The 24524-nt window shown below is 76.0% G+C and carries 29 protein-coding genes; 17 read left to right on the top strand and 12 right to left on the bottom strand.

The window, feature by feature from the left end:
• The first annotated feature begins 9 nt into the window (after positions 1-9).
• Positions 10-1500, top strand: coding sequence for a PH domain-containing protein (locus DQ238_RS14490; RefSeq protein ID WP_233495974.1), 1491 nt, complete (start codon positions 10-12; stop codon positions 1498-1500).
• A 117-nt stretch (positions 1501-1617) separates the two neighbouring features.
• Here DQ238_RS14490 and DQ238_RS14485 read toward each other — a convergent pair whose 3' ends face one another.
• Positions 1618-2370 carry a response regulator transcription factor gene (locus DQ238_RS14485; RefSeq protein ID WP_233495973.1) on the bottom strand — a complete coding sequence of 251 codons (753 nt, stop codon included), beginning with the start codon at positions 2368-2370 and terminating at the stop codon, positions 1618-1620.
• On the opposite strand from DQ238_RS14485, the gene DQ238_RS14480 reads away from it, so the two are divergent.
• The 3 genes from DQ238_RS14480 (at position 2369) to DQ238_RS14470 (ending at position 4556) form a co-directional block, all read left to right on the top strand.
• Positions 2369-3103: a HAMP domain-containing histidine kinase gene (locus DQ238_RS14480; RefSeq protein WP_113781980.1), complete on the top strand. Its 735-nt coding sequence runs from the start codon at positions 2369-2371 to the stop codon at positions 3101-3103. The two genes, DQ238_RS14485 and DQ238_RS14480, sit on opposite strands and share 2 nt — an antisense overlap.
• 258 nt (positions 3104-3361) lie before the next feature.
• The gene (locus DQ238_RS14475) at positions 3362-4222 is read left to right on the top strand and encodes a manganese catalase family protein (RefSeq protein WP_113781979.1); all 861 of its coding nucleotides are present in this window, start codon (positions 3362-3364) and stop codon (positions 4220-4222) included.
• Positions 4223-4322: 100 nt separating this feature from the next.
• Positions 4323-4556: a hypothetical protein gene (locus DQ238_RS14470; protein ID WP_113781978.1), complete on the top strand. Its 234-nt coding sequence runs from the start codon at positions 4323-4325 to the stop codon at positions 4554-4556.
• A gap of 287 nt (positions 4557-4843) precedes the next feature.
• Here DQ238_RS14470 and DQ238_RS14465 read toward each other — a convergent pair whose 3' ends face one another.
• Positions 4844-5398, bottom strand: coding sequence for a MarR family winged helix-turn-helix transcriptional regulator (locus DQ238_RS14465; RefSeq protein WP_113781977.1), 555 nt, complete (start codon positions 5396-5398; stop codon positions 4844-4846).
• A 144-nt stretch (positions 5399-5542) separates the two neighbouring features.
• On the opposite strand from DQ238_RS14465, the gene DQ238_RS14460 reads away from it, so the two are divergent.
• The 4 genes from DQ238_RS14460 (at position 5543) to DQ238_RS14445 (ending at position 9033) form a co-directional block, all read left to right on the top strand.
• Entirely contained in the window at positions 5543-6760 is a 1218-nt protein-coding gene (locus tag DQ238_RS14460) for an MBL fold metallo-hydrolase (protein WP_233495972.1), read from the top strand.
• Positions 6761-6897: 137 nt separating this feature from the next.
• Entirely contained in the window at positions 6898-7503 is a 606-nt protein-coding gene (locus tag DQ238_RS14455; RefSeq protein WP_113781975.1) for a helix-turn-helix domain-containing protein, read from the top strand.
• Positions 7500-8303 carry an SRPBCC domain-containing protein gene (locus DQ238_RS14450; RefSeq protein WP_113781974.1) on the top strand — a complete coding sequence of 268 codons (804 nt, stop codon included), beginning with the start codon at positions 7500-7502 and terminating at the stop codon, positions 8301-8303. The genes DQ238_RS14455 and DQ238_RS14450 overlap by 4 nt, the downstream gene beginning before the upstream one ends.
• Positions 8304-8382: 79 nt before the next feature.
• Positions 8383-9033 carry a TIGR03086 family metal-binding protein gene (locus DQ238_RS14445; RefSeq protein WP_113781973.1) on the top strand — a complete coding sequence of 217 codons (651 nt, stop codon included), beginning with the start codon at positions 8383-8385 and terminating at the stop codon, positions 9031-9033.
• Between the two features lie 11 nt (positions 9034-9044).
• Here the strand turns inward: DQ238_RS14445 and DQ238_RS14440 are convergent, their stop codons facing one another.
• Positions 9045-9917 carry an Fpg/Nei family DNA glycosylase gene (locus DQ238_RS14440; protein WP_113781972.1) on the bottom strand — a complete coding sequence of 291 codons (873 nt, stop codon included), beginning with the start codon at positions 9915-9917 and terminating at the stop codon, positions 9045-9047.
• Positions 9918-10052: 135 nt separating this feature from the next.
• On the opposite strand from DQ238_RS14440, the gene DQ238_RS14435 reads away from it, so the two are divergent.
• Together DQ238_RS14435 and DQ238_RS14430 are read left to right on the top strand one after the other, a co-directional pair.
• On the top strand, positions 10053-11045 hold the full coding sequence (locus DQ238_RS14435; protein ID WP_199506353.1) for a glucose 1-dehydrogenase: 993 nt from the start codon (positions 10053-10055) through the stop codon (positions 11043-11045).
• Between the two features lie 17 nt (positions 11046-11062).
• The gene (locus tag DQ238_RS14430) at positions 11063-12853 is read left to right on the top strand and encodes a glycoside hydrolase family 15 protein (protein ID WP_113781970.1); all 1791 of its coding nucleotides are present in this window, start codon (positions 11063-11065) and stop codon (positions 12851-12853) included.
• 116 nt (positions 12854-12969) lie between these two features.
• Here DQ238_RS14430 and DQ238_RS14425 read toward each other — a convergent pair whose 3' ends face one another.
• On the bottom strand, positions 12970-14142 hold the full coding sequence (locus tag DQ238_RS14425; RefSeq protein ID WP_233495971.1) for a MalY/PatB family protein: 1173 nt from the start codon (positions 14140-14142) through the stop codon (positions 12970-12972).
• A gap of 93 nt (positions 14143-14235) precedes the next feature.
• Between DQ238_RS14425 and DQ238_RS14420 the strand changes: the two genes are divergently transcribed.
• Complete coding sequence (locus DQ238_RS14420; RefSeq protein ID WP_113781969.1) at positions 14236-14640, top strand: hypothetical protein; 405 nt, start codon at positions 14236-14238, stop codon at positions 14638-14640.
• A 43-nt stretch (positions 14641-14683) separates the two neighbouring features.
• Here the strand turns inward: DQ238_RS14420 and DQ238_RS14415 are convergent, their stop codons facing one another.
• The 4 genes from DQ238_RS14415 to DQ238_RS14400 form a co-directional block, all read right to left on the bottom strand.
• Positions 14684-15310 (bottom strand): N-acetyltransferase, encoded by a 627-nt coding sequence (locus DQ238_RS14415; RefSeq protein WP_113781968.1) that lies wholly within the window; start codon positions 15308-15310, stop codon positions 14684-14686.
• 112 nt (positions 15311-15422) lie between these two features.
• The gene (locus DQ238_RS14410; protein ID WP_199506352.1) at positions 15423-16943 is read right to left on the bottom strand and encodes an NAD-dependent malic enzyme; all 1521 of its coding nucleotides are present in this window, start codon (positions 16941-16943) and stop codon (positions 15423-15425) included.
• Positions 16944-17024: 81 nt separating this feature from the next.
• Positions 17025-17696 carry an Asp23/Gls24 family envelope stress response protein gene (locus tag DQ238_RS22850; protein ID WP_113781967.1) on the bottom strand — a complete coding sequence of 224 codons (672 nt, stop codon included), beginning with the start codon at positions 17694-17696 and terminating at the stop codon, positions 17025-17027.
• Positions 17693-18214: an RNA polymerase sigma factor gene (locus tag DQ238_RS14400; RefSeq protein WP_158550792.1), complete on the bottom strand. Its 522-nt coding sequence runs from the start codon at positions 18212-18214 to the stop codon at positions 17693-17695. Before DQ238_RS14400 ends, DQ238_RS22850 begins: the two co-directional genes overlap by 4 nt.
• Before the next feature lie 244 nt (positions 18215-18458).
• Here DQ238_RS14400 and DQ238_RS14395 point away from each other — a divergent pair, with 244 nt between their 5' ends.
• The 6 genes from DQ238_RS14395 (at position 18459) to amaP (ending at position 21169) form a co-directional block, all read left to right on the top strand.
• Positions 18459-18923: an Asp23/Gls24 family envelope stress response protein gene (locus DQ238_RS14395; protein WP_113781965.1), complete on the top strand. Its 465-nt coding sequence runs from the start codon at positions 18459-18461 to the stop codon at positions 18921-18923.
• The gene (locus tag DQ238_RS14390; protein WP_113781964.1) at positions 18920-19249 is read left to right on the top strand and encodes a hypothetical protein; all 330 of its coding nucleotides are present in this window, start codon (positions 18920-18922) and stop codon (positions 19247-19249) included. The genes DQ238_RS14395 and DQ238_RS14390 overlap by 4 nt, the downstream gene beginning before the upstream one ends.
• A gap of 163 nt (positions 19250-19412) precedes the next feature.
• Positions 19413-19598, top strand: coding sequence for a hypothetical protein (locus DQ238_RS14385; RefSeq protein ID WP_113781963.1), 186 nt, complete (start codon positions 19413-19415; stop codon positions 19596-19598).
• Positions 19595-20041: an Asp23/Gls24 family envelope stress response protein gene (locus DQ238_RS14380; RefSeq protein ID WP_113781962.1), complete on the top strand. Its 447-nt coding sequence runs from the start codon at positions 19595-19597 to the stop codon at positions 20039-20041. The genes DQ238_RS14385 and DQ238_RS14380 overlap by 4 nt, the downstream gene beginning before the upstream one ends.
• A gap of 28 nt (positions 20042-20069) precedes the next feature.
• Complete coding sequence (locus tag DQ238_RS14375) at positions 20070-20600, top strand: DUF6286 domain-containing protein (protein ID WP_113781961.1); 531 nt, start codon at positions 20070-20072, stop codon at positions 20598-20600.
• Positions 20597-21169 carry an alkaline shock response membrane anchor protein AmaP gene (gene amaP, locus DQ238_RS14370; RefSeq protein ID WP_113781960.1) on the top strand — a complete coding sequence of 191 codons (573 nt, stop codon included), beginning with the start codon at positions 20597-20599 and terminating at the stop codon, positions 21167-21169. The genes DQ238_RS14375 and amaP overlap by 4 nt, the downstream gene beginning before the upstream one ends.
• Before the next feature lie 54 nt (positions 21170-21223).
• On the opposite strand, the gene DQ238_RS14365 is transcribed toward amaP, so the two are convergent.
• The 4 genes from DQ238_RS14365 to DQ238_RS14350 form a co-directional block, all read right to left on the bottom strand.
• Positions 21224-21661 (bottom strand): SRPBCC domain-containing protein, encoded by a 438-nt coding sequence (locus DQ238_RS14365; RefSeq protein WP_113781959.1) that lies wholly within the window; start codon positions 21659-21661, stop codon positions 21224-21226.
• A 10-nt stretch (positions 21662-21671) separates the two neighbouring features.
• A complete protein-coding gene (locus DQ238_RS14360; RefSeq protein WP_113781958.1) occupies positions 21672-22469 on the bottom strand; it encodes a class I SAM-dependent methyltransferase in 798 nt (265 codons plus the stop codon).
• 46 nt (positions 22470-22515) lie between these two features.
• Positions 22516-23823, bottom strand: a complete 1308-nt coding sequence (locus DQ238_RS14355) for an MFS transporter (RefSeq protein WP_113781957.1) — start codon at positions 23821-23823, stop codon at positions 22516-22518.
• A 164-nt stretch (positions 23824-23987) separates the two neighbouring features.
• Positions 23988-24458: a DUF309 domain-containing protein gene (locus tag DQ238_RS14350; RefSeq protein ID WP_113781956.1), complete on the bottom strand. Its 471-nt coding sequence runs from the start codon at positions 24456-24458 to the stop codon at positions 23988-23990.
• Positions 24459-24524: the final 66 nt, after the last annotated feature.

Genomic DNA, 24524 nt, shown 5'->3' with positions numbered 1-24524 from the left:
TCGCCGCGCGTGGTCCTGGTGCACACCGCCACGTTCCGGCAGGCCCGCCAGCTGGTGCCGCTGCTCATCCCGGTCGCGGCGGTCGTCGGCCTGGACGACGGCGTCGGCACGATCGTGCTCCTCGCGGCGGCGGTCACCGCGCTGTCCCTGGCCGCGGCCGCGCTGTCCTGGTGGCGGTTCGGCTACGCCGACGGGCCGACCGCGGTGGTGGTCACCCGCGGGCTGCTGGCCCGGTCGGTGCGCACCGTGCCGAACGACCGCATCCGCGGCGTGGAGGTCGAGACCCCGCCGCTGCACCGGCTGCTCGGCCTGGTGCGGGTGCGCATCGACGCCGCCGCGGGCTCGGTCGGCGCGGACGAGGAGGAGTTGCTCGTCGACGGCGTCCCGCGGGCCGAGGGCGACCGGCTGCGTGCGCGGCTGCTGGCCCACCGGCCGGCGACCGCGCCGCCGCCGGGGGACGACGGGCAGCCCGAGCCCCCGGAGGAGGAGGAACTCACCCGCTCCGACCCCCGCTGGCTGCTCTACGCGCCGCTGGTCGGCAGCTACCTGGTCGTCCCGCTGGCCGCCGTCGGGACGCTGTTCCGGTTCCTCGACGAGCTGCCCGACGCCGTCATCCCCGCCGTCCCGGGACCGGACGTCTCCGACCCCCGGGTGCTGGTCGCCGCCCTGGTCGCCGCGGTGCCGCTGCTGGCCCTCGCCGCGGTGGTCGGCGCCGCGGTCGTGAACTGGCGGTTCCGGCTGCTGCGCCGCGGCGGGTCGCTGGTCGCCGTCCGCGGGCTGCTCACCCGGCGGCACACCGAGCTCGAGGTCGACCGCATCCGCGGCGGCACGCTCAGCGAGGGCCTGGGCATGCGGTGGGTGGGTGCCGCCCGGGTCAACGCCCTGGTCACCGGGCTCGGCCAGGCGAGCCGGCGGGGCCAGCTGCTGCCCCTCGGCCCGCGGACGACGGCCGTTGCGCTGCTGGACCGGCTGGTCGAGGACCCCGGCCCGTTGACCGCTCATCCGCCCGCGGCGCTGCGCCGACGGCTGGTCCGTTCCCTGGCCAGCGGGGTGCTGGTCACCGCACTCGGCGTCGCGGTCGCGGCCGCGCTCGGCTGGTGGTGGGCGCCGGTCCCCGGCGTCGTCCTGACCGTGCTGGGCGTGCCCGCGGGCACCGGCCGCTACCGGGCGCTCGGGCACCGGGCCGGCCCGCGGTCGTTCAGCGTGCGCAGCGGGTGGTTGGTGCGCGAGCAGGCGGTGCTGCAGCGCCGTGCGGTCGTGGGCTGGAAGGTGCGGCAGAGCCCGTTCCAGCGGCGTGCCGGGCTGGCCACGGTGGTGGCCTGCGTGGGCGCCGGCAGCGGCGGCTACGCCGCGGTCGACATGGCCGCCGCGGACGTCGCGGCGTTCACCGCGGCGGCGTCGTCGGGGACGTGGGCGCGCGGCCTGCGTTCCTGGACGGACCGGCCGGGGCGCCGGCCGGCAGCCGGCCCGCGGGCAGCTCGACGAGGACCGCTCCCGTGAGGACCGCCGCCGTCCGCGGGTGACGCGGCTCACTGCGGCGACCCGGTCCGCGACTGGCCGGCGACCGTCGCGGGTACCGGAACGGCGATGACCTGCGAGCCCGCGTCGGAGCGCGGCTCACCCCTGCGAGAGCGGGGTCCGGCCCAGGTTCACGCGGCCGGCGAGCGCGGCGGCTTCCACCCGGGTGGTCACCCCGAGGGTGCGCAGCAGGGCGGCGACCAGCCGCTTGGCGGTCCGCTCCGACACGTGCAGCGCGGTGGCGATCTCCACGGTGCTCGCGCCCTCGGCCACCAGCCGCCACAGCCGGCGCTCGTCGGCGGTCAGCCGCTCGGCGACGCCCAGCTCCCCGGTCGGCGCGGCGTCCGCGAGCAACTGGCGCAGCAGGTCCTCCGGCAGCACCGACCACCCGTCGAGCACGGCCAGCAGCGGGCGCACCAGCGCCTCGGGGTCGGCGGTCTTGGGCAGGAAGGCCGCCGCGCCCGCCCGCAGCGCCTCGAACGCGGCGTCGGCCTCGGGCAGCCCCGACAGCGCCACGACCCGCACCACCGGGTCCGCGCGGCGGATGGCGGCGATCGCCCGCGTCCCGCCCGGCGGCGGCATGTGCAGGTCGACGACGGCGACGTCGGCGTGGTGCCGGCGGACCAGCGCGGCCGCCGCGGAGGCGTCGTCCGTCGTCCCCACGACCCTCACCCGCCCGTCACTGACGCGGGGCAGCAGCAGAGCCAGCCCCCGGCTGAACAACGGGTGGTCGTCGACCAGCACCACGTCGACCGAGGGACGGCGCTCAGCACCGGCGTCGGTCAACTCCATCTCTCCCCGGCGGTCGGCCGCGCCGGCGCTGCTGACCGGACGCACTCCGGAGGTGCCCATGACCCTCGTCGCCAACCCCCCGATCCCGTCGCCCGGGTTGCTGCCCGGCCTGCGCCGCCTGCTGCGGGGCCGCCCGCGGTCCGCGGGGTCCGACGTCCCCACCCCGCCCGAGGCGCTGGTGCAGGCGCTGTGCCACGACATGTGCACGCCGCTGGCCTCGCTGGAGGCGCTGCTGGGGTCGCTGGGCCGGTTGGGGGACCCACCGGGCGGGCCGGCGCCGGACCCGGGCGAGGTGCTGGCGCTGGCCCGCGCGCAGACCGCCCACCTGTCCTCGATGCTGCGGACGGCGGCCGCCACCGGCGGGGCCGCGCCGCGCGCGCCCGGCACCCGCCGGCTCGGGGACGTCGTCCGCGCGTCCGTGGCCGCCTCCGGGCTGCCGGCCGCCCAGCTCACCGTCGAGCTCGGCGGGGGCGCGGAGGAGGTCTCGGTGGCCGACGCCCGGGTGCAGCGGATCCTCACCAACCTGCTGGAGAACGCCCACCGGCACGGGGAGGGCGCCGCGGTGCGGCTGGCCGCGACCTGCCGGGCGGGCTGGGTCGACCTCGCCCTGACCCAGGCCGTCGTCCGTCCGGAGCGGCTGGTCGGGCACCTGCGCACCGAGGTCCCGCCGCCGGACCTGACCGGGCTGGGCCTGTGGTCGGTGCAGCGGCAGACCCGCGAGCTCGGCGGCCAGGTCGTGTGGAACCGCGACGGCGACGCGCTGACCCTCACCGTGCAGCTGCCCGACCGGTGAAGGACCCTGGCCCCCGTGCAGGTGGGAGGACCCCGTCCCCCTCACCCCTCGCAGGCTCGGCAGAAGGACCCCCTCCTCCCCACCCCTCGCGAGCTCGGGGTGGTACCCGGGAGGGGGCCGCCCTCGGGGAGGCCCTGCAGGGGGCGACGCGCAGGTTGGCACGGGCGGGCCAGGGCTCGGCACGGGCGGGCCACCAGCACCGGGCATCCCCCTCGTGTCACCGCACCGGCGGTGCTCACGACGACGCGAGGAGAACCCGTGTTCACCCACACCCACGCCCTGCAGTACGAGGCCAAGCCCGACGGCCCGGACGCCACGTTCGCCCGCCGGATGCAGGAGATCCTCGGCGGCCAGTGGGGCGAGATGACGGTCGCCACCCAGTACCTGCTGCAGGGCTGGAACTGCCGGCTGCCCGGCAAGTACAAGGACATGCTCCTCGCCATCGGCACCGAGGAGCTGGCCCACGTCGAGATGATCGTGACGATGATCGACCGGCTGCTCGACCACCAGCCGCTCAAGCCGGACTCCGCCGACCGCACCAACGAGGCCGCCGCCGCGTACGGGCAGACCAACCCGCAGCACGCGATCGTCAACGGCGGCGGCGCCTACTACAAGGACAGCATGGGCGTGCCGTGGAGCGGCGGGTACGTCACCGCGAGCGGCAACCTGCTGGCCGACTTCCAGTACAACGCCACCGCCGAGATGATGGGCCGGCTGCAGGTGTGCCGCCTCTACAACATGACCGACGACCCCGGCGTGCACGAGATGTTCAAGTTCCTCATCGCTCGCGACCACATGCACCAGATGCAGTGGCTCGCCGCGGCCGAGGAGCTCAAGGCCGACGGCCTCGAGGGCATCCCGGTGCCCGAGGCGTTCCCGCTGGAGGAGGAGCCCGACAACTTCGGCTACGCCTTCATCGACGCCTCCGACGGCCCCGAGGCGACGGCCGGCCGGTGGGCCTCGGGGCCGGCGGTCGACGGTCGCGCCCAGTTCACGGCGCAGCCGATCGAGGCGACCGCCGACGCGCCGATCCTGCCGCCCGGCGACCCGCGGCTGTTCGGGACCCCGCAGCAGCCGGGGCAGTCGTTCCTGCAGAAGGCCAAGGACCTGCTCACCTGAGCCGGTCCAGCCCGTCCTGCGCCGTCGCCGCGCCGGCGGCCCGGTCCGCACCCGACCCGGCCGCCGACCGGCGGGACGCCCTCTGCCCGAGGAGCCCACCGTGCACCTGTCCGTCCCCGCCGTGCTGCTCACGGCGGTCTACGCCGCGGCGCTCGCCGTCGCGGTCACCGCGCCCGGCGAGCAGCTCGTCGCCGGGCTGGTCGTCCTCACCGGCCTGGTCAGCCGCTGGGCCGTCCGCCACCGCCGCATGCACCGCGCCGTCCCGGTCGTGGCAGCCCCCGCACCCGTCGACGCCGTCCTGACGCCGGAGGCCGCCCCCGCCCGGGCCGCCTGACCGCCGGCGACCAGCTCGCTCGCGGCCGATCCGCCCGGCCGTTCGCGGATGATCAGCTCAGCTCACGGTCCGGCGTCCTGGCTCACCGTCGACACCGAGCCAGGACGCCGGACGATCAGCTGAGCTGATCATCCGCAGACGGCACCCCCGACACCCGTCGAGGCACGCGCCCCCGGAGCGGGGACGCGCGCCTCGACGGTGGCTGAGAGGCCCCCTCCAGGGCACCACCGGTCCCGTCTCGGGCCCTGCAGGGAGGCCGCCCGAGGGGCCACGCTCGGACCGGGCGCTCACTCCTCGGGCAGTGGCTCCCCGCAGGCGGCGCACCGGGTGGGCGGGTCCTCGTCGGCCAGCCGGCCGCACGCCGGGCAGACCCGGTGCAGCCAGCACGCCGGGTCGCCGCCCTCCGGCTCGGCCGGGCGCGGCGCCGGCGGTGTCCGCAGCGCCGTCCCGTACTCGTCCAGCGCAGCGAGCACCGTGTCGCGGCGAGCGGCGGGGAGGGCCTCCAGCGCCGCCCGGAGCGCGGTGAGCCGCAGCGCGTCGTAGCGCTCCAGCACGGCCCGACCGGCCGCCGTGGGCTGCAGGACGACCTCCCGGCGGGTCCGCGGCGAGTGCTGCCGGTCGGCCAGCCCGGCGGCGACCAGCCGGTCGACCAGCCGGCTGGCCGTCGAGACGGTGATCCCGAGGGCGCGGGCCAGCTCGGCGAGCTCGGTCCCCTCCTGCTCGCACAGCACGGTCAGCGCGGGCAACTGGTGGACCGAGATGCCGCCCACCTGCCCGGCCGCGCGGGTCGACAGACCCACGACCGCGCGGGTGAGCGCGAGCAGCACGTCGTCGCCGGTCACGGGAGTACCCTCTCATTACAGGACAGCAACAGTTGGCTTCGGCCAGTCCGGCGCGGGTGGGCAGACTTCCCCGACCCGGCGCAGGACGTCGACCCCTCCCGGGTTCGGCGCCGTCCGGTCCCGACGGCTGGGATGCTGGCGGTCGTGCCCTCCCCTGCGTCCCGCCGCGCCGCGCTCGCCCTCGCCGCCACCCTCGCCGGGCCCGCCACCTGGGTGGTCCGCGCCGCCTGGGGGCTGCCCACCGCGCTGGGTGCCAGCCGGCGACAGGTGCGCCCGTACGCCGCCGGCTCCCCGCAGTTCTCCGAGGGCCGGTTCCACAACCGCCTGGCCACACCGGCGCTGCCCTCGGCCAGTGCCCAGCGCGGGCTGCTCCGCCAGATGCACGAGGAGCGCCACTCCGGCCGCCCGGCCTCCCCGGTACCGCTGGCCCGGCCGGAGCTGTCGGCGCAGGCGGGCGAGCTGGCGGTCACCTGGTTCGGCCACTCCAGCGCGCTGATCGAGGTCGACGGGCGCCGGGTGCTCGTCGACCCGGTGTGGGGAGAGCGGGTCTCGCCGTCCCCGCTGATCGGCCCGACCCGGCTGCACCCGGTGCCCCTGCCGCTGGACCAGCTGCCCCCGGTGGACGCCGTCCTCGTGTCGCACGACCACTACGACCACCTCGACCTGCCCACGGTGCGCGGGCTGGTGCGCACGCAGACCGCGCAGTTCGTCGTGCCCCTGGGCCTCGGGGCGCACCTGCGCGGCTGGGGCGTACCCGATGAGCGGATCGTCGAACTGGACTGGGACGGCGCGACCAGCGTCGCCGGGCTGACGATCACCTGCACCGAGGCGCGGCACTTCTCCGGGCGGTTCCTCACCCGCGACACCACGCTGTGGGCCTCCTGGGTCGTCGCCGGCCCGCAGCACCGGGTCTTCTTCGGTGGCGACACCGGCTACACCCCGGCCTTCGCCGGCATCGGCGCGCTGCTGGGTCCGTTCGACCTGACCCTCCTGCCGATCGGCGCCTACAACCCCGCGTGGGCGCACATCCACATGGATCCGGAGGAGGCCGTGCGCGCCCACGGCGACCTCGGCGGCGGCCTGCTGGTGCCCGTGCACTGGGCGACGTTCAACCTGGCCTTCCACCGCTGGGCCGAGCCGGTGCTACGGCTGTGCGCCGCGGCCCAGCGGTCGGACGTGCGGGTGGCCGTGCCGCGCCCGGGTGAGCGGGTCGACGTCCTGGCGCCCCCGCCGCTGACCGACTGGTGGACGGCGGTCGGCTCGCTCGCCGACGTGCCGGGCGAGCAGGACGACGCCGGGGTGAACAGCTCCGTGGTCGCGCGAGCCGCCTCCTGGCTGACCGCCCGCCGCCAGGACGACTAGTACCGCGGCCTTGGACCTCGGCCCTGTCCGCGACGCGCCGGGCCTCCTGACCACGCCTCCGACTCCGTGGCGGGCGCGGTTGCCGCGAACCCGCACCGGCTATTGACAACAATTCCTGTCAATTCGACACTGGGCGGGTGCGGGAGGTCGAGGTCGTCGAGGATCCGCAGGCGGCGATCGCCCTGCTGGACCAGACCCGCGCGCAGGTGCTGGCGGCGCTCAGCGAGCCGGGGTCGGCCTCGACGGTGGCGGCGGCGCTGGAGTTGCCGCGGCAGCGGGTCAACTACCACCTGCGGGCGCTGGAGGCGCACGGCCTGGTCGAGCTGGTGGAGGAGCGGCCGCGGCGCGGGCTGACCGAGCGAGTGCTCCGCGCGAGCGCCGCGGCGTACGTGGTCTCACCCGGCGCGGTCGGCGCCGTCGCCGCCGATCCGCGGCGTACCGACCGGTTGTCGGCCGGCTACCTCGTGGCGCTCGCGGCCCGACTCGTCCGCGAGGTCGCGGCGCAGAGCCGGCGAGCGGCGGCGACCGGCCGCACGCTGCCGACGCTGGCCATCGACACCGAGATCAGGTTCGCGACCCCCGCCGACCGCGCGGCCTTCACGGCCGGCCTCGCCGAAGCCGTGACGGCGCTGGCCGGCCGCTACCACGACGAGGCGGCGCCGGCGGGTCGCTGGTACCGGCTGGTCGTGGCGGCGCACCCGAGGCCGGCGCGGTCCGGCGAGACCCACGAGGAGGGCGGATGAGCGAGCAGCGGCGCACGATCGACCTGTCGGTCGTGGTCACCGGCACCCCCGAGCAGGTGTGGGAGGCGATCGCGTCCGGCCCCGGCATCACCTCCTGGTACGTGCCGACCACCGTCGAACCGCGGGCTGGCGGCGTCTGCGTGTCGAGGTTCGGGCCCGGGGACGAGATGCGGGTCGAGGGCCGGGTGGCCGAGTGGGATCCGCCGCACCGTGTCGTCTTCGACGACGGCGAGGGCGTGCCGGGGTTGGCGTTCGAGTGGTTGGTCGAGGCGCGGGACGGCGGCTCGTGCGTCGTCCGCTTGGTCAACTCCGGCTTCGGCGACGGCGGTCCGTGGGACGACCAGTACGACGCCATGACCGAGGGCTGGCGGTTGTTCCTGCGCAACCTCCAGTTGCACCAGCAGCACTTCCCCGGTCAGACGGGCACGCCGCTGCTGCCCACGGCGACGTGGGCCGGCCCGCGGCAGGACGCCTGGACCGGGCTCCTCCGTGCCCTGGCCCTGCCGGAGTCCCCGCAGCCCGGCGAGCGGGTCCACGGCGGGCCGGGCAGCCCGCCGCTCGGTGGGACCGTCAGCGACGTCGTTCCCGGGAGCCGGCTCCACCTGCTGCTCGACGAGCCCGCCCCGGGCACGGCGTTCCTCGCCGCGGAGGGCACCGGTGATCAGATCAGCGTCTCGGTGTGGCTCTACGTCCACGGCCCCGAGGCATCCACGATCGCGCAGCACGACGAGCCACGGTGGACGACCTGGTTGCGGGAGCGGTCCGCCGAGCCGACCGCGAGCACGGTCAGCGGAACGTGATGGACAGCCCGATGACCCGGGTGCCGTTCCGCTCGGCACGATCCCGGACCCCCCTGGCCCGGCACCCGCGGGAGCGGCCATGACCGACGTCTCTCCGTCCGCCGCAGCGCGCCCGCCCGGCGGACCGGCCGACCTGCGGGCGGTGACCCCCGACGCGGCGCTGGCCGCCTTCGACGAAGCCGGCGCCACGATCGACGCGGTGGTCGCCGCAGTCGCCCCGGGCCGGTGGACCGACCCGTCGCCGTGCCCGGGCTGGACGGCGGCCGACGTGCTCGGTCACCTCGTGTGGGGGCAGCGCCTGCTCGCCGCCTGGGCGCAGGGCGACCCGCCGCCGACCCCGGCCGATCCCCCCGCGCGGGAGCTGGCCGGGGAGGACCCCGTCGACACCTGGACGGCCGCGCGGAGCCGGACCCGGCCCCTGCTCACTCCGCAGACGCTGGAGCGCACCATCCCCACCCGGGCGTTCGGGCCGGTCCGGTTCGCCACCTTCCTGGCCGGTTTCCCGTTCGACACGCTCGCGCACACCTGGGACCTCGCCACCGCCACCGGCCAGGACGTCGTCCTCCCGCAGGACCTCACCGCCGCGGTGCTCGCGTGGGGCGAGGCCAACGAGCCCCTGCTGCGCCGTCCCGGTGGGCTCGGCCCGGCGCTGCCCGCTCCCGAGGACGCGCCCGTGCAGCAGCGCTTCCTCGCGTTCACCGGCCGGTCGGGTCCCGCGCTCCCGAGGTGACCGCGGGACGGTCAGCGCAGCAGCTTGGACAGCCGGCGGTCGGCCAGCGGCCTGCCGCCGGTCTGGCAGGTGGGGCAGTACTGCAGCGAGGTGTCGGCGAAGCTGACCTCGCGGACGGTGTCCCCGCACACGGGGCAGGGCAGGCCGGTGCGGGCGTGCACCTGCAGCCCCGAGCGCTTCTCGCCCTTGAGCGTCGCCGCCTTCTGCCCGACCTGGCGCTCGAGGGCGTCGGTGAGCGTGCCCCGCACCGCGTCGTACAGGCGCACCACCTCGTCGTCGGTCAGCTTGTCGGCCATCTTGAACGGCGACAGCCGCGCGGCGTGCAGGATCTCGTCGGAGTAGGCGTTGCCGATGCCGGCGAGCAGCGTCTGGTCGGTCAGCGCCCCCTTGAGCTGGCCGGACCGCCCGGCCAGCAGCCGGGTGAAGGTGTCCCGGTCGACCGCGAGCGCGTCGGGGCCCAGCCGCGCGATGCCGGGCACCTCCGCCGGTGAGCGCACCAGGTACACCGCCAGGCTCTTGCGGGTGCCGGCCTCGGTGAGGTCGAAGCCCGGAGCGGGCGGGTCGTCGTCCAGTGGCGCCAGGTGCGCCCGCAGCGCGAGCGGCCCCCTGCCCGGCTTGGGCGGGGCGGAGGGCAGCCCGGTGCGCCAGTGCAGCCAGCCGGCCCGGGCCAGGTGGACGACGAGGTGCAACCCGGAGACGTCGAGGTCGAGGAACTTGCCGTGCCGGGTGACGCCGGTGAGCTCCAGCCCACCCAGCGCCGACAGCGGCGGGTCGAAGGTCTTGACCGCCTGGACGGCGGCCAGGTCGACGCGGGTCACGACCCGCCCGACGGCGTTCTCCTGGAGGAAGGCGACCAGCGCCTGGACCTCGGGCAGCTCGGGCACGCGGTCATGATCGCGCGGATCCGCCGTCGCCGTGGGTGGATCGGGCGCATCCGCGGCCCGGGCGCGGGGTAGGGGCACGGCATGCGGGCGTTGACGGTCCGGCCGGGTCAGGCCGGCTCGGCTGGTGTGCAGGACGTGCCGGAGCCACCGGTGGCCGACGGGCCGCTGCTGGTGGAGACCCTGGCCATCGGGATCTGCGGGACCGATCTGGAGATCGCCGCCGGGGACTACGGCGAGGCACCCCCGGGCGAGGACCACCTGGTCATCGGGCACGAGTCGCTGGGCCGGGTGGCCGAGGCGCCGGCGGACTCCGGCTTCGCCGCGGGTGACCTCGTGGTGGGCATCGTCCGGCGGCCCGACCCGGTGCCGTGCGCCAACTGCGCGGTCGGCGAGTGGGACATGTGCCGCAACGGCCGGTACACCGAACGCGGCATCAAGGGACTGCACGGCTACGCCTCGGAGCGCTACCGCATCTCCCCGGACTTCGCCGTGGCGCTGGACCCGGCGCTGTCGCAGGTCGGGGTGCTGCTGGAACCCACCACGGTGGTGGCCAAGGCCTGGGACCACATCGAGCGGATCGGTCACCGGGTGCACTGGGAGCCGCGGACGGTGGCGGTGACCGGCGCCGGGCCGATCGGTCTGCTCGCCGCGCTCCTGGGTGTGCAGCGCGGCCTGGAGGTCCACGTCCTCGACGTCGTCGAGCACGGGGTCAAGCCAGAGCTCACCCGGGCGCTGGGTGCCGAGTACCACACGCAGCCCATCGGCGAGATCGGTCTGGCGCCGGACGTCATCGTCGAGTGCTCCGGCGTCCCGTCGGTGGTCATGGACGTGCTCTACCAGTCCGGGCACGACGGGGTCGTCTGCCTGACCGGCGTCTCGCCGAGGGGCCGCAACGTCACGGTCGACGCCGGGGCGCTGGGCCGGGAGATCGTCCTGGAGAACGACGCGATCTTCGGTTCGGTGAACGCCAACCGGGCGCACTACGAGCAGGCCGCGCAGGCCCTCGCGGACGCCGACACGGGGTGGCTGGAGCGGCTGATCACCCGACGGGTGCCCCTCGACGGGTACGCCGACGCCCTGCAGCGGCACGCCGAGGACGTCAAGGTCGTGCTCGAGATGCAGGCCTAGGCAGGGGAGGTCGGGTCGTGCCGCTGGCCCTGGAGCACTACGCCGTCGTCGGGGACACCCAGTCCGCCGCCCTGATCGGCCGGGACGGATCGGTGGACTGGCTGTGCTTCCCCCGCTTCGACTCGGGCGCGATCTTCGCCGCGCTGCTGGGCACCGAGGAGCACGGCCGCTGGCTGCTGGCTCCGGCCGTGCCGGTGCGGGCCACCCGTCGCCGCTACCGCGAGGACACGCTGGTGCTCGAGACCGAGTTCGACACCGACGAGGGCACGGTCCGGGTGACCGACTTCATGCCGATCCGGGGCGAGGCCCCGGACCTGGTGCGCATCGTGGAGGGCGTGCGCGGACGGGTGCCGATGCGCATGGACCTGCGGCTGCGCTTCGACTACGGGCACGTGGTGCCCTGGGTCTACCGGGAGGGCGGCGCGCTGGTCGCCGTCGCCGGGCCGGACGCGGTGTGGCTGCGCACACCGGTCGAGGTGCGGGGACAGGACCTGGCCACCGTCGCCGACTTCAGCGTCGGTGAGGGGTTCGCGGCGCCGTTCGTGCTCACCTGGCAGGCCTCGCACCTGCCCACGCCCCTGCCGGTCGACCCGATGGTCGCGCTGCACAGCACGGAGACGTACTGGCACGAGTGGATGGCGCAGTGCACCTACGACGGCGAGTGGAAGGAGGCGGTCCACCGCTCGCTGATCACCCTCAAGGCGCTCACCTACGCCCCCACCGGCGGCATCGTCGCCGCCGCGACGACGTCCCTGCCCGAGCAGCTCGGCGGCGTGCGCAACTGGGACTACCGGTTCTGCTGGCTGCGCGACGCCACCATCACCCTGCAGTCGATGCTGTACTGCGGCTTCTCGACCGAGGCCGCGCAGTGGCGCAGGTGGCTGCTGCGGGCGGTCGCCGGCGACCCGGCCGAGATGCAGATCATGTACGGGGTGGCCGGGGAGCGGCGGTTGGAGGAGTACGTCGCCGACTGGCTGCCCGGCTACGACGGGAACCCGGTGCGGATCGGCAACGCGGCGGCCAAGCAGTTCCAGCTCGACGTCTACGGCGAGGTCATGGACGCCCTGCACCTGGCCCGCAGGTCGGGGCTGCAGCGGGAGGACCCGTCCTGGACGCTGCAGCTGGAGCTGCTCCGGTTCGTGGAGGAGCACTGGACCGAACCCGACGAGGGCATCTGGGAGGTCCGGGGCGGGCCGAAGCACTTCACCCACTCCAAGCTCATGGCCTGGGTCGCCGTCGACCGCGGCGTCAAGGCGGTCGAGGACTTCGGCCTGCCCGGCCCGGTCGACCGGTGGCGCGGCCTGCGCGAGGAGATCCGCCAGCAGATCCTCCACGAGGGCTTCGACGCCGAGCGCGGCACCTTCACGCAGTACTACGGCTCCGCCGAGCTCGACGCCGCGCTGCTCATGGTGCCCCTGGTCGGCTTCCTCCCCGCCACCGACGACCGCGTCCGCGGCACCGTCGCCGCCATCGAACGCGAGCTGCTCCGGGACGGCTTCGTGCAGCGCTACACCCAGCAGCCGGGCAACACCGCCGACGGGCTGCCGCCGGGCGAGGGCGCCTTCCTCGCCTGCACGTTCTGGCTCGCCGACAACTACTCCCTGCTCGGCCGCCACGACGAGGCCCGCGCGGTGTTCGAACGGCTGCTCGGGCTGCGCAACGACCTGGGCCTGCTGTCCGAGGAGTACGACCCCAGGGCCCGGCGCCTGGTCGGCAACTTCCCGCAGGCCTTCAGCCACGTCCCGCTCGTCGACACCGCCCGCCGGCTGTCCACCGCCGCCCGGCCGGTGGGCGAGCGGGTGGGCTGAACGAGGACCCCGTCCTCCCCACCCTTCGCAAGCTCAGGGCGGTGCCCGGGACGTGGCCAGTGGGACCCGGGAGGGGGCCTGAGCCTCTGGACGGGGCCGGTGACGGCGGGGGCCGGTCAGCTGCGGACGGCGGCGGCCATCCGCTCGACGATGGTGCGCAGCACCGGCCGCGGGGTGGCGAAGTTCAGCCGCACGTGGCCCGCCCCCGGCGCGCCGCACGCCGGCCCGTCGACCAGCGCGACCCCGGCCCGCTCGAGCAGGAGGTCGCCGACCGAGCCCTCCACCCCGAGCTCCCGGCAGTCGAGCCAGGCCAGGTAGGTGCCCTCCGGCGGGGTGTAGCGGACCTGCGGCAGCCGCTCGGCGAGCAGCTCCCCGAGCAGCCGGCGGTTGCCGTCCAGGTAGGCGAGGACGTCGTCCAGCCAGGCGGCGCCCTCCGTGTAGGCGGCGGTGGCGGCCAGCACCCCGAGGGTCGCCGCGCCGTGGGCGGCGAACGCCCCCTTCTCCGCCCAGGACGCGGCGTCGGCCTCGTTGCTGACCAGGAACTGGGCGGCCTTGAGCCCGGGCAGGTTCCACGCCTTGGACGCCGAGGTCGCGGTCACCGTGTGCGCCGCGGTCGCCGGGGAGAGCGCGGCGTAGGGGCGGTGCACCGCGCCCGGGTACACCAGCGGGGCGTGGATCTCGTCGGAGAACACCCGGATCCCGTGCCGGTCGACCACCTCGGCCAGGGCCAGCTGCTCGTCGGCGGTGAACACCCGCCCGGTCGGGTTGTGCGGGTTGACGTGCACCAGCAGCCGCCCACCGGCGGCGGCAAAGGCGCGGTCCAGGGCGTCGAGGTCGTAGGTGAGCCGGCCGCCGTCGTCCACCATGGGCACCTCGACCAGCTCGCGGCCCATCAACCCGGGGACGAGGAGGAAGGGCATGTAGGCCGGCGTGGGCAGCACGACCGGGCTGCCCGGCGGGGTGAAGTGCTCGATCGCCGCCTGCAGCCCGGCGATGACGTCGGGCAGCGGGGTGATCCACTCGGCCGGCACCGGCCAGCCGTGGCGGTCTGCCTGCCACCGCGCGCAGGCCCGGGCCATGTCCAGCGCCGCCGGCGTGGGCAGGTAGCCCAAGCGGCCGGCGTCCACCGCCTCGTGCAGCGCCCGGGTGACCGCGGGTGCGGTCCCGAAGTCCATCTCGGCGACGAAGGCGCCGATCGCCTCGCCGTAGCGGGTCCACTTGAGACTGCCCGCGGAGCGCAGCCCCTCCTCGGTCAGCTCGTCGAAGACGAGGGGCACGTCAGCGCTCACGACCCCAGGATGCCGTGGGCGTGCCGCCGCGGCCCCTTGCCGGGCACGGCCGCCGTCCCTAGCGTCCGGACCAGGCGACTGGGGGGAGGCCCGGTGGACCAGACCCGGTGCACGGCCGACCGCGTCTGGCCCGGTGACGGCACGCTGCTGCCCGGGCTGGTCGACGCCCACGCGCACCAGGGCTTCGACGCCCGACCCGCTGCCGCCCCGCGAACCGCCGCCGGAGGGACCCGAGCTCGCCCGGCCCTCGGCGACCGCGCCGCCCCGACGGGGACCGGCGATCCCGGAGGAGAGAGGAACCCGGAGATGACCGAGAGCGCCCAGGGCCGGCCGCCCGTGGACGAGACCCGCCCGTCGGCCCCGTCGGAGTCGCAGGGCAGCGGTCGAACGCCGGACCCGTCCGGTACCGGCGTGGGCATGGGGCTCGGGGAGGCCGACAGCTTCGAGCCGGAGGAGTCGGCGCCCGCCGACGAGGACGCCGACCCCGAGCAGGGGTAGCCGACCTCCGGACGACGGCTCGCGCAGGCGCGGCGGTCGGCCCTCAGCCGCCCGGCGGGCGGCGCAGGCCCAGGTAGGGCGGGCCGCCGGGCAGGTGCTCGAGGCGGGGAGCCACCACCTCGAAGCCGAGCGACCGGTAGAAGCGCTCGTTGGCGGGGTCGGACGTCTCGACGTAGCACGCCCGCCCCTCGCGGTCGGCCCGCTCGAGGCCCGGTCGGAGCACCCGCTGCCCCCAGCCCTGCCGTTGTGCGCGGGGGTGCACGCCCAGCGTCTCGAGGTACCAGCTCGGCTCGCCGGGGTGGGTCCGCTCGGCGGAGGAGCCGATCCGGGCGAACGCCGGAGCGGAGCGCGGCGCGGCCAGCGCAGTGCGGAGCAACGCCGGCGCCGCCCGCAGCTTGCGCGCCGTCGACCAGGGGAAGGCGCCGGGCGGCAGCCAGAGCGCCACGGCGAGGACGCCGTCCCGGTCGCGGCCCACGGTGCTGGCGGACAGGGCGGCGGCATCGGCGACGCTCGCTCGGAGGAACGGCCGCAGCGCGCGGGCGCGGACCTGCGGCCGCGGCCAGACGTGGCGGAAGGCGGGGTAGTCGGCGTGGCTGGCCGCCAGGACGGCCACCGCCGCATCGACGTCGGCCGGCCCGAGCGGGCCGACCCTCCCGGCGTCCACGGTCATCGCACCTCCAGCACCCGGCGCCGACCGGCGGCACGGCGACCCGGCAACCACACCACCCGACCACGGTCGGCGCCTCGGGAGAGGCACCGCACACCCCGGCCGGCCGCCCCGGTCAGGAGGTGACGCCGTCGTCGTCGCTGACCGTCGCGGTCGCGCCGGGCTCGGCCCGGGCCTGGTCGGCGACCGCGGCCGCGACCGCCTGCGTGACGGCGGGGTCGAACACGCTCGGGATGATGTAGTTGGCGTTGAGCTGGTCGTCCTTCACGACGGCCGCGATCGCCTCGGCCGCCGCCAGCAGCATGCCGTCGCTGATCTCCCGCGCCCGCGCGTCGAGCAGGCCGCGGAAGACGCCGGGGAAGGCCAGCACGTTGTTGATCTGGTTGGGCAGGTCCGAGCGGCCGGAGGCGACGACGGCGGCGTGCTGCCGGGCCCGCACCGGGTCGACCTCGGGCGTCGGGTTGGCCATCGGGAAGACGACGGCCTGCTCCGCCATCCGGGTGAGGTCCTCGACCGCCAGCACGTTGCCCGCGCTGACGCCGATGAAGACGTCGGCGCCGTCGAGGGCGTCGGGCAGCTCCCCACGCACACACCCGGGGTTGGTGCGCCCCGCCAGGTCCAGCTTCGCCGGGGTGAGCCGCTCGTCGTCGGGCGAGAGGATGCCCTCCCGGTCCCACACCAGCACGTGCCGGGCGCCGGCCTCCAGCATCAGGTGCACGATCGCCGTCCCGGCCGCGCCGCCGCCGGCGACGACGATCCGCACGTCCTCCAGCCGCTTGCCCACGACCCGCAGCGCGTTGCGCAGCGCGGCCAGCGCGACGATCGCCGTCCCGTGCTGGTCGTCGTGGAAGACCGGGATGTCCAGCCGCTCGCGCAGCCGGCGCTCGATCTCGAAGCAGCGGGGGGCGGCGATGTCCTCGAGGTTGATGCCGCCGAAGCCGGGGGCGAGCAGCTCGACGGTGCGCACGATCTCGTCGACGTCCTGGGTGGCCAGGCAGATCGGCCAGGCGTCGATGTCGGCGAACCGCTTGAACAGCACGGCCTTGCCCTCCATCACCGGCATGGCCGCGCCGGGGCCGATGTCGCCGAGGCCCAGCACCGCCGAGCCGTCGGTGACCACGGCGACGGTGTTGCCCTTGATGGTCAGCCGGCGGACGTCCTCGGGGTTGTCGGCCAGCGCCAGGCAGACCCGGGCGACGCCGGGGGTGTAGGCCATCGACAGGTCGTCGCGGGTCTTGAGCGGCACCTTCGGGGCCACCTCGAGCTTGCCGCCGAGGTGCAGCAGGAACGTGCGGTCGCTGACCTTGCGGACGCTCACCCCTTGGACGGCGCGCAGCGCGTCGACCATCTCCGCGGAGTGCGCGGCGTCGGCGGCCGAGCAGGTGACGTCGACGGTCAGCCCGTCGGAGCGGGAGTCGACGACGTCGATCGCGGTCACCGCGCCCCCGGCCGAGCCGACCGCGGTGGCGATGCGGCCGATGGACGCCGGGTCGCCGTCGGCGGTGAGCCGGACGGTGATCGAGTAGGACGCCGAGGTGACCGGTCCCCGCGGCGGGGTGGCGGGCTCGCCGAGGGCGGTGTCGTCGGCGCCGGGCGCGGCGGCGCTGGACGTGGCGGTGTCGGTGTCTGTGCTCATGGCGCGACCATGGTCGCACCGCGGCCGCCGCCGTCCCCCCTTGCGGTCACTGCGGTCGCGGAGGATCTGCGCACCGGCGGGTCACCGGGCGGTCCCCGGCGGACGGACGTCGACCACGGTGACGTCGACCTCGCTGGCGGTCAGCCCGGTCTGCGCATCCAGGTGGCGGATGATCTGGGCGCGCACCTGCTCGGCGACCTGCGGGATCGGGACGCCGTAGTCCACGGCGATCTGGACGTCGACGACGACGCGGGTGCCCGCGACGCCGACGTCGGTGGCGGACTCGCTCTCCTGCCCGGCGATGCGGTCGGGGTCGGGAGTGCCGCCGGGAGGAGTGGCCGTGTGTCCTCCGCCCAGGGCCAGGGTGACGTGGGGGACCGACTCGGCGGCGAGCCGGGCGACGGCCCCGACGACCCGGGCGGCCACGCGGGTGGAACCGGTGGGTCCGGGCAGCACGGCGTACCAGGTGTGGCGGGACAGCTCCCGCACCTGCGCCATGACCGCCTGCAGCAGGCCCGCAGGGGCGCGCACCTCCTCCGCGGCGAGCGCCTCCACCGGCGCCCAGAGCTCCTGCAGCTCGGCGAGGTGGGCCCGGCAGTGCGGGCAGGTCCGCTGGTGGTCGGCGTCCCTCGGCCGGGCGCCGGCGGTCACCTGGGCGAAGAGGTCGTCGACCGAGGCGCCGCAGGGCAGCCGGTCTCCACCGCCGGCGCCGCCGGGAGCGGCGTTCTCCTCGTTGCCGGGCACCGCGGTCACTTCCACTCCCGCAGACGGTCGGACAGAGCACGCCGAGCGCGGTGGGCCCGGACCTTGGCGGCCCCTTCGCTGATCCCGAGGATCCGCCCCGTCTCCCCGTACGTACAGCCGCTGAACGTGGTCAGCACCAGGGGAGCGCGTTGGTCGAAGGGCAGGGCGAGCAGCGCTTGGCGGACGGCCTCGCGCCGGCGCGCCGAGACGGCCAGGGTCTCCGCGGCCGGTGAGGACGGCAGGGTCGCTGCCGCGTCCTCCTCGTCGGGCAGGGGCTGGACGGGTCGGGCGGCCCGGCGCAGGTTGTGGCAGCGGTTGACCACGATCCGGGTGACCCAGGTGGAGAACCGGGCGTCGCCGCGGAAGGTGGGCAGGTGCTGCCAGGCCTGCAGCAGCGCCTCCTGGACGACGTCCTGGGCGTCGTGCGGTTCGCCGGTCATGCGCAGCGCGACCGCGTACAGCCGGTCCTGGTGGGTGCGGACCAGCGCCGCGAAGGCGTCCTCGTCCCCCGCGCGGGCCAGCTCCACCCAGCGGGCCTCGGTCGGATCGGCCGGAGCGTCATCGCCCGATGGTCCTCCTGTCACGAGCGGACGACCGGCGAGACGGTGCGCCGTTGCGTTCTCCTGGCCATGGCCCGTAACCCTTCCCCGCTGGAGTGTGTCGAAAGAGGTGTGAGCCGCCGCCGCGCGGACAGGACGGCGTACCCGCATCGCCGCTGCTGCCCCTCGGCACAGGACCGTAGTCGTACCCGATGCTCAGGAAGGCACCACCGTGACGCAGTCACCGAGCTCCACCAGCACCTCGACGTCCTCCAGCACCATCGCGCAGGCGTCTCCGTCCTCGTTGCAGAGCAGCCAGGGCAACACCACGATCGCCGACGACGTGGTGCAGAAGATCGCCGGCCTGGCGGCGCGGGAGGTCTCCGGGGTGTACGCCCTCGGCGGTGGCGCGGCCCGCACGATCGGTGCGCTGCGCGAGCGGATCCCCGGCGCCAGCCAGTCGATCGGTCAGGGCGTGTCGGTGGAGGTCGGGGACAAGCAGGCCGCGGTCGACCTGGACCTGGTCACCGAGTACGGCGTGCCGATCGTCGACGTGGCCCGTTCGGTGCGGCGCAACGTCATCGCCTCGGTGGAGGGGATGACCGGCCTGCAGGTCACCGAGGTCAACATCTCGGTCAACGACATCCACCTGCCCGGCGACGACGAGGGCCCGCAGGAGCCCCCGCGGGTCCGATGAGCGCCGGGCCGGACACCGTGGCGGTCGAGGCGGACGCCCTCGCCGCCGCGGTGGCGGCCTGCCCGGCGGTGGCCTCGCTGCACGCGGGTGGACCGCGCTCGACGGCCACCTACCTGCCCGGACGACGGGTCGACGGGGTGTACGTCTCGCCGGACCGCGTCCGGGTCGCGGTGATCGCCGTCCACGGCCTGCCGATGGCCGCCGTGGCCGAGCAGATCCGGGAGGCGGTCGCACCCCTGGCCGGGGACCGGCCCGTCGACGTCCACGTCCACGACCTGCTCCTGCCCGACGAGCGGCCCGCGCTGCCGGCCGGGTCGTCGGCCTGAGCGGGTCCGGAGCCACACACATGCCGTACCAGTCGGACCCCGAGGAGCGCCGGCGACGCCGGGCTCTGCTGAAGGCCCACCACCCGGACCTCGGCGCCGCCCGCGGCGCCGTCGCCGCGGGCGCTGATCCCCCATCCACTCCCCTCTCCATCGGAGGTGTTCCATGCCCCCCACCGTGGTGGGACTGTTCACCGGCCTGCTGCTCGGTCTGGCCTGGGTCGTCGGCGGCTTCGACGCCTGCGTCGGCACGGCCGTCCTCGGCGTGGTCGGGTTCCTCGTCGGCAAGGTGGTCTCCGGCCAGCTGGACCTGACCCCCTACCTGGGCGGCGGCGGCCGCGGCTCTCGATGAGCACGGCCCTCTCCACCTCGGCGGACGCACCCACCGGAGCCCTCCAGCCGGCCGACGTGGGCACGGCCTTCCCCGAGCTGGGCGACCCGGCCGACCGTGGCGGGCTGGTCGTCGCCGACCGGGTGGTCGACCGGGTCGCGGGGTACGCGGTGACCCGGGTCGAGGGAGCCAGCGCCGCCCCCCGCCGGCTGCTCGGGGTCAACGTGGGCGACGCCCGCTCCACCACCGAGGCCTCGGTGGACGCCCGGGTCGACGGCTCCACCGCCACCGTCGACGCCTCCATCGCCGTCAGCTGGCCGGCGTCGGTGCGCGCCGTCACCGACCGGGTCCGTCGACAGATCCGCCAGGACGTCCGGCACCTCACCGGGATCCGGATCGACCACATCGACATCGACGTCGTGAGCATGAGCTCCCCCGCGGCTCGACCGCGCCGCGTGCGGTGACGAGGGAACGCTCGAGAGAGGAGCACACGTGCACGTGCTGAACCGGGTCCTCGCCACCCTGCTCGCCCTGGGGCTGTTCCTCGGGGGGTTGCTCGCGGTCGTCGAGATCGTGCTGGCCGCCCTCGACCGCCCCCACCTGGTCGTCCCCTACGACCGGTGGACGAGTTGGCTGCGCGAGCAGAGCTTCGGCGACGGCATCGTGCGCGCGGTGCTGATCGGCATGGTGGTCCTCGGCCTGCTGCTCCTGCTCGCCGCGGTGCGCCGCGGCCGGCCCGGGTCGCTGACGCTGCCGGCCCGGACCGAGGGGGTCCGGGTCACGGCGTCCCGCCGGGGGATCGAGCGGACCCTGTCCAGCGCCGCCCGCCGCACCGACGGGGTGCGCGACGCGCGGGCCAGGGCCGGACGGCGCGCCGTGCGGGTGCGGGCGGCCACCGCCCTGCGCTCACCGGGGGACCTGCAGCAGCGGGTGTCCGACGCGGTCACCGGGCAGCTGCGCGAACTCGGCCTCGCCGACCGGCTGCGCGCGCGGGTCACCGTCTCCCAGGAGGCCTCCCGATGAGGCGCCGGGTCAACGGGGTGAACCGCGTCGTCCTGCTGCTGCTCGGCCTGGTCCTCCTCGCAGCCGGCGTGGCCGGCCTGGCCGTGAGCTTCGGTCTCGTCGGCGACAGCACCGACCCGGTGCTGCCCGACCGGGTGCGCACCTACCCCGACGACCAACCGTGGTTCTGGTGGGCCGTGGCGGTCGGGTGCCTGGTGCTGGCCCTGCTGGGCCTGCGGTGGCTGTTCGCCCAGTTGGCGACCGACCGCGTCGGGCGTCTGGACCTCACCGTCGACGACCGCGACGGGCTCACCACGGTCCACGCCGGCGGGTTCAGCGACGCCGTGGAGGAGGAGGTCGAGAGGCTGCGCGGCGTCGCCGGTGCCTCGGCCCACCTGCGCGACGAGGGCGGCCGCCGGCTCGTGCTGACCGTCGACCTGGCCGACTACGCCGACATCGCCGAGATCCGGCGCGCCCTCGAGGACCGCACCGTCGGCCACGCACGGCAGGCCGTCGACGACCCGGACCTGCCCGTCGACATCCGGCTGCGTCCCGGCAGGGCCCGCTCGGCCAGCAGGGGACTGGTCTAGACCACCGGAGCCGCCACCGGGACGACGCGCCCGGGACGACGCGCCCGTCCCGGATCAGCCGGAGTGGCGGGAGGTGCGCCCCTCGGCCACCGCCTTGAGACCCGCGCAGAACTGGCGGAACGAGGGGTCGAGGTCGGGGGTGCTGCGCTCGGTGACGAAGGCGAGGGGGCCGGTCTGGTCCTCGCGCACGGTGAGCACCGTGCCGCCGTCCTGGCCGTCGAGGCGGTAGGTGCGGTCGATGACCGCAAGTCCGAACGGCAGCCCGCCGCGCCAGCGCATGACCTCGCCCGGGCGCAGCTCGGTGACCGTCACCTGGAACGGCCGGTTGCGGATCATCGTGGCGTAGAGCGTCAGCTTCTCGCCGAGGGCCACCCGGCCCTCGACCCGGTCGACGCCGGAGGCCCAGTCCCGCCAGCCGTGGACGTCGGTCAGCAGCCCCCACACCTGGTCCGGGGGCGCGTCGATCCGCGTCGCGGCCTGGTAGCTCCTCATCGGTCCCCTCTCATCCGCAGCGCACCGCCGTCGTCTGCAGGTAGGTGTTGGGGACGACGACCCCCGGGCCGCCGCCACGGGTGGAGCTGCCCCACATGTCGGTGAACTCCGTCTCCAGCGCCGTCCGCCCGGCCGCGTCGAGCCGCTGCCAGGCCACGTGCACCGGGGCGTACCAGTCGCGGTAGCGCTGCCACTGCGCGGCCAGCGACGGAGCGGTGAAGTCGACGGTCCGCTCGGTGTGCCGGACCTGCGCCACCTCCCCGCGGCCGAGCAGCCCCTCGACCCCCTCCGGCGTCCCCCAGCGCAGCGGGTCGCCGACGGCGTCCTGCGGATCGTGCCGCGCGATCAGCGACACCAGCCGCCCCCCGGGCGCGTCGGGGCGCCAGGCGGTCAGCCCCAGCCGACCGCCGGGCCGCAGCACCCGCAGCAGCTCCCGGGCGGCCTGCTCGGGGTCGGCGGCGAAGACGACGCCGAAGGTGGAGACGACGACGTCGAACGAGCCGTCCGGGAAGGGCAGCGCGCCGGCGTCGGCCACCTCCGTCGTGAACTCCAGCCCCTCCAGCCCGGCCCGGCGGAGGGCGTGCTCCAGCAGCTCGGGGACGATGTCGCTGCACACGACGTCGGCGTCGCGGCGGGCCGCGGCCAGCGCGGTGTTGCCGGTGCCGCCGGCCACGTCGAGCAGCCGGTCCCCCGGGCGCACCCCGAGGTCGGCGACGAGCTGCTCGCTGGCGGGGACCAGCCGGACGCCGACCCGCTGGTAGTCCCCGGCGGCCCACACCTCACGGGTGCGCTCGACGGTGGAGGTCATGCCGGGCAGTGTGCTCCCGGTCACCGTGCGGCGGCCAGGGCCGTGCTCACCGGCCCGCTCCGGGACGGTCGGCCGGCGCTCCCCGTACGCGCGCGTCCGGCGGCGCCGTCCGGTCCGGGTGCCGCCTGCCCATGACGACCGGTGCCAGCGCGGCGAGCACCGCGAGGACGAGCAGGGGCAGGGCCGGATCGATCCCGGCGATGGCCGAGCCCCCGCTGACCCCGATGACCTCCCCGAGCACCAGCAGGGCGGCGTTGTTGCCCAGGACGGTGCCCTGCCGGTCGGCCGGGGCGGCCGCGGACAGCAGGCCGGCCACGGCCGACAGCGCGATGGCCAGCAGCAGGCTGGCGGCCGCGGCCAGCGCGACCGCGACGGCCAGCGCACGGGGCACCCCCAGCGCCGAGGGGGCGGGGACGGCGGCCATGGCCGCTGCGCCGCCGAGCATGCAGGCGACCGCCAGCGGCCCCAACGGCACGCGCCCGTGCAGGCGGGGCACCACCACCAGGTTCGCCACCCCCGCAGCGACGGCCAGCGCCGCGTAGCACGCGGTCACCGGCCCGACCGACAGGTGCCACTCGTCGACCAGGTAGATGGTGACCACCCGCCAGAAGCCCATCGCGGCGACGTAGAGCACCAGGCCGGCCAGGTAGCGGCGGCGCAGCAGGGGGTCGGTCACCACCTCCGACAGTGCGGCGAGCGAGCCCAGCAGCCGGCTGCGGCGGCGGGCCGGGCGAGGCAGCGTCTCGGCGAACGCCACGTACAGCCAGACCAGCACCGCGACCAGCGCGCCGAGGACGATCCAGAACGGCAGCGCGTAGCCGGCGTGCTCGGCCAGCGCACCCCCGCCGAGGGGGCCCACGGTGTAGGCCACGCTGGTGACCGCGAACACGTACCCGAGGTAGGTGGGCCGCGCGTCCTCGCTGGTGACGTCGGCTATCGCGCTCATCGTCAGCGCGATGTTGCCCTCCACCAGCCCGCACAGCAGCAGGAACGGGGCCAGGAGCACCAGGTCGCGCACGGTCAGCGCGGCGGCGATGCCGACGTAGCAGACGATCGTGGCCGCGCTCGACGCGAGGACGACCGGGCGCCGGCCGAAACGGTCCGACAGTGCCCCGAGCACGGGGTTGCCCACGAACTGGCCGATCGGGTACAGCGCCAGCAGCAGACCGATGAGCGTCGTCCGCCGGGCCAGCCCGTCCCCGGCCGGCAGGTAGCCGTCCGTGCGCGACATCAGCATGGGGACGAACAGCGTGGCCATCATCGCGTAGCCGAGGTAGCTCGCCGCGACGGCCGGGAACAGCGGGGCGACGCGCCGGCCCACGCTCGGAGGGGCAGCCGCCGCAGCAGCGCTCATCGGGTCCTCCCGCTCCCCACGGACGACGTCGGTGCGCGGCCCGACCGGAGGCGTACTGCGGCGACGGGCTGAGGAGGTGATCAGGGCACCGGGAACGCTACCGGTCACCGGCCCCGGCGGGGGAGCACCGCGGCCCGGCCGCACCGGTCGCGGGCGCCCGGCGGTCAGCCGCGCAGGCGCGGGGGGCGCGGGTCGGGGGACCGCCCCGACGCCGCCTCGGCGGCGAGCGCCCGGGCCCACGAGCCGAGCCCCGCGACGTCGACCCCGTGCGGCGGACCGGCCGCGTAGGGCCCGATGGTGCCGGCCCCCCGCTCGAGCAGCGTGGCCGCACCGCGCGCGTTGCCCCGCGCCGCGTGGGTGAGGCCGACGGCGAGCTGGGCCAGCCCCCGCCACAGCTGCCGCTCCGGCTCCGGCGCGGACTTCCACGCGTCCTCGAGCACCTCGTGGGCGTGGAAGGGCCGACCCGCGTCGAGCAGCCGCTGCGCCTCGGCCAGCGCCTCGTCCGGCGTCCGGACCACTCCCTCGGGAGCGCGCTCCTCGCCCACGGCCCCGCGGGGCTGCGGGCGGCCCAGCGCGTCGCGGGGCCGGGCGTTGCGCGCCCGGCCGGTGGGGTCACGGTCCCGGTCGGCGTCCACCCCCCGATCCTCACCCGAACACCCCCGGGACGTGCGTTCTGTCGGTGGTCGTGGGCAGTATGGGAA

It is taken from the genome of Geodermatophilus sp. TF02-6 (genome assembly GCF_003319115.1).
GTDB lineage: Bacteria > Actinomycetota > Actinomycetes > Mycobacteriales > Geodermatophilaceae > Geodermatophilus.
This window is presented reverse-complemented; position numbering and strand designations above follow the sequence as displayed.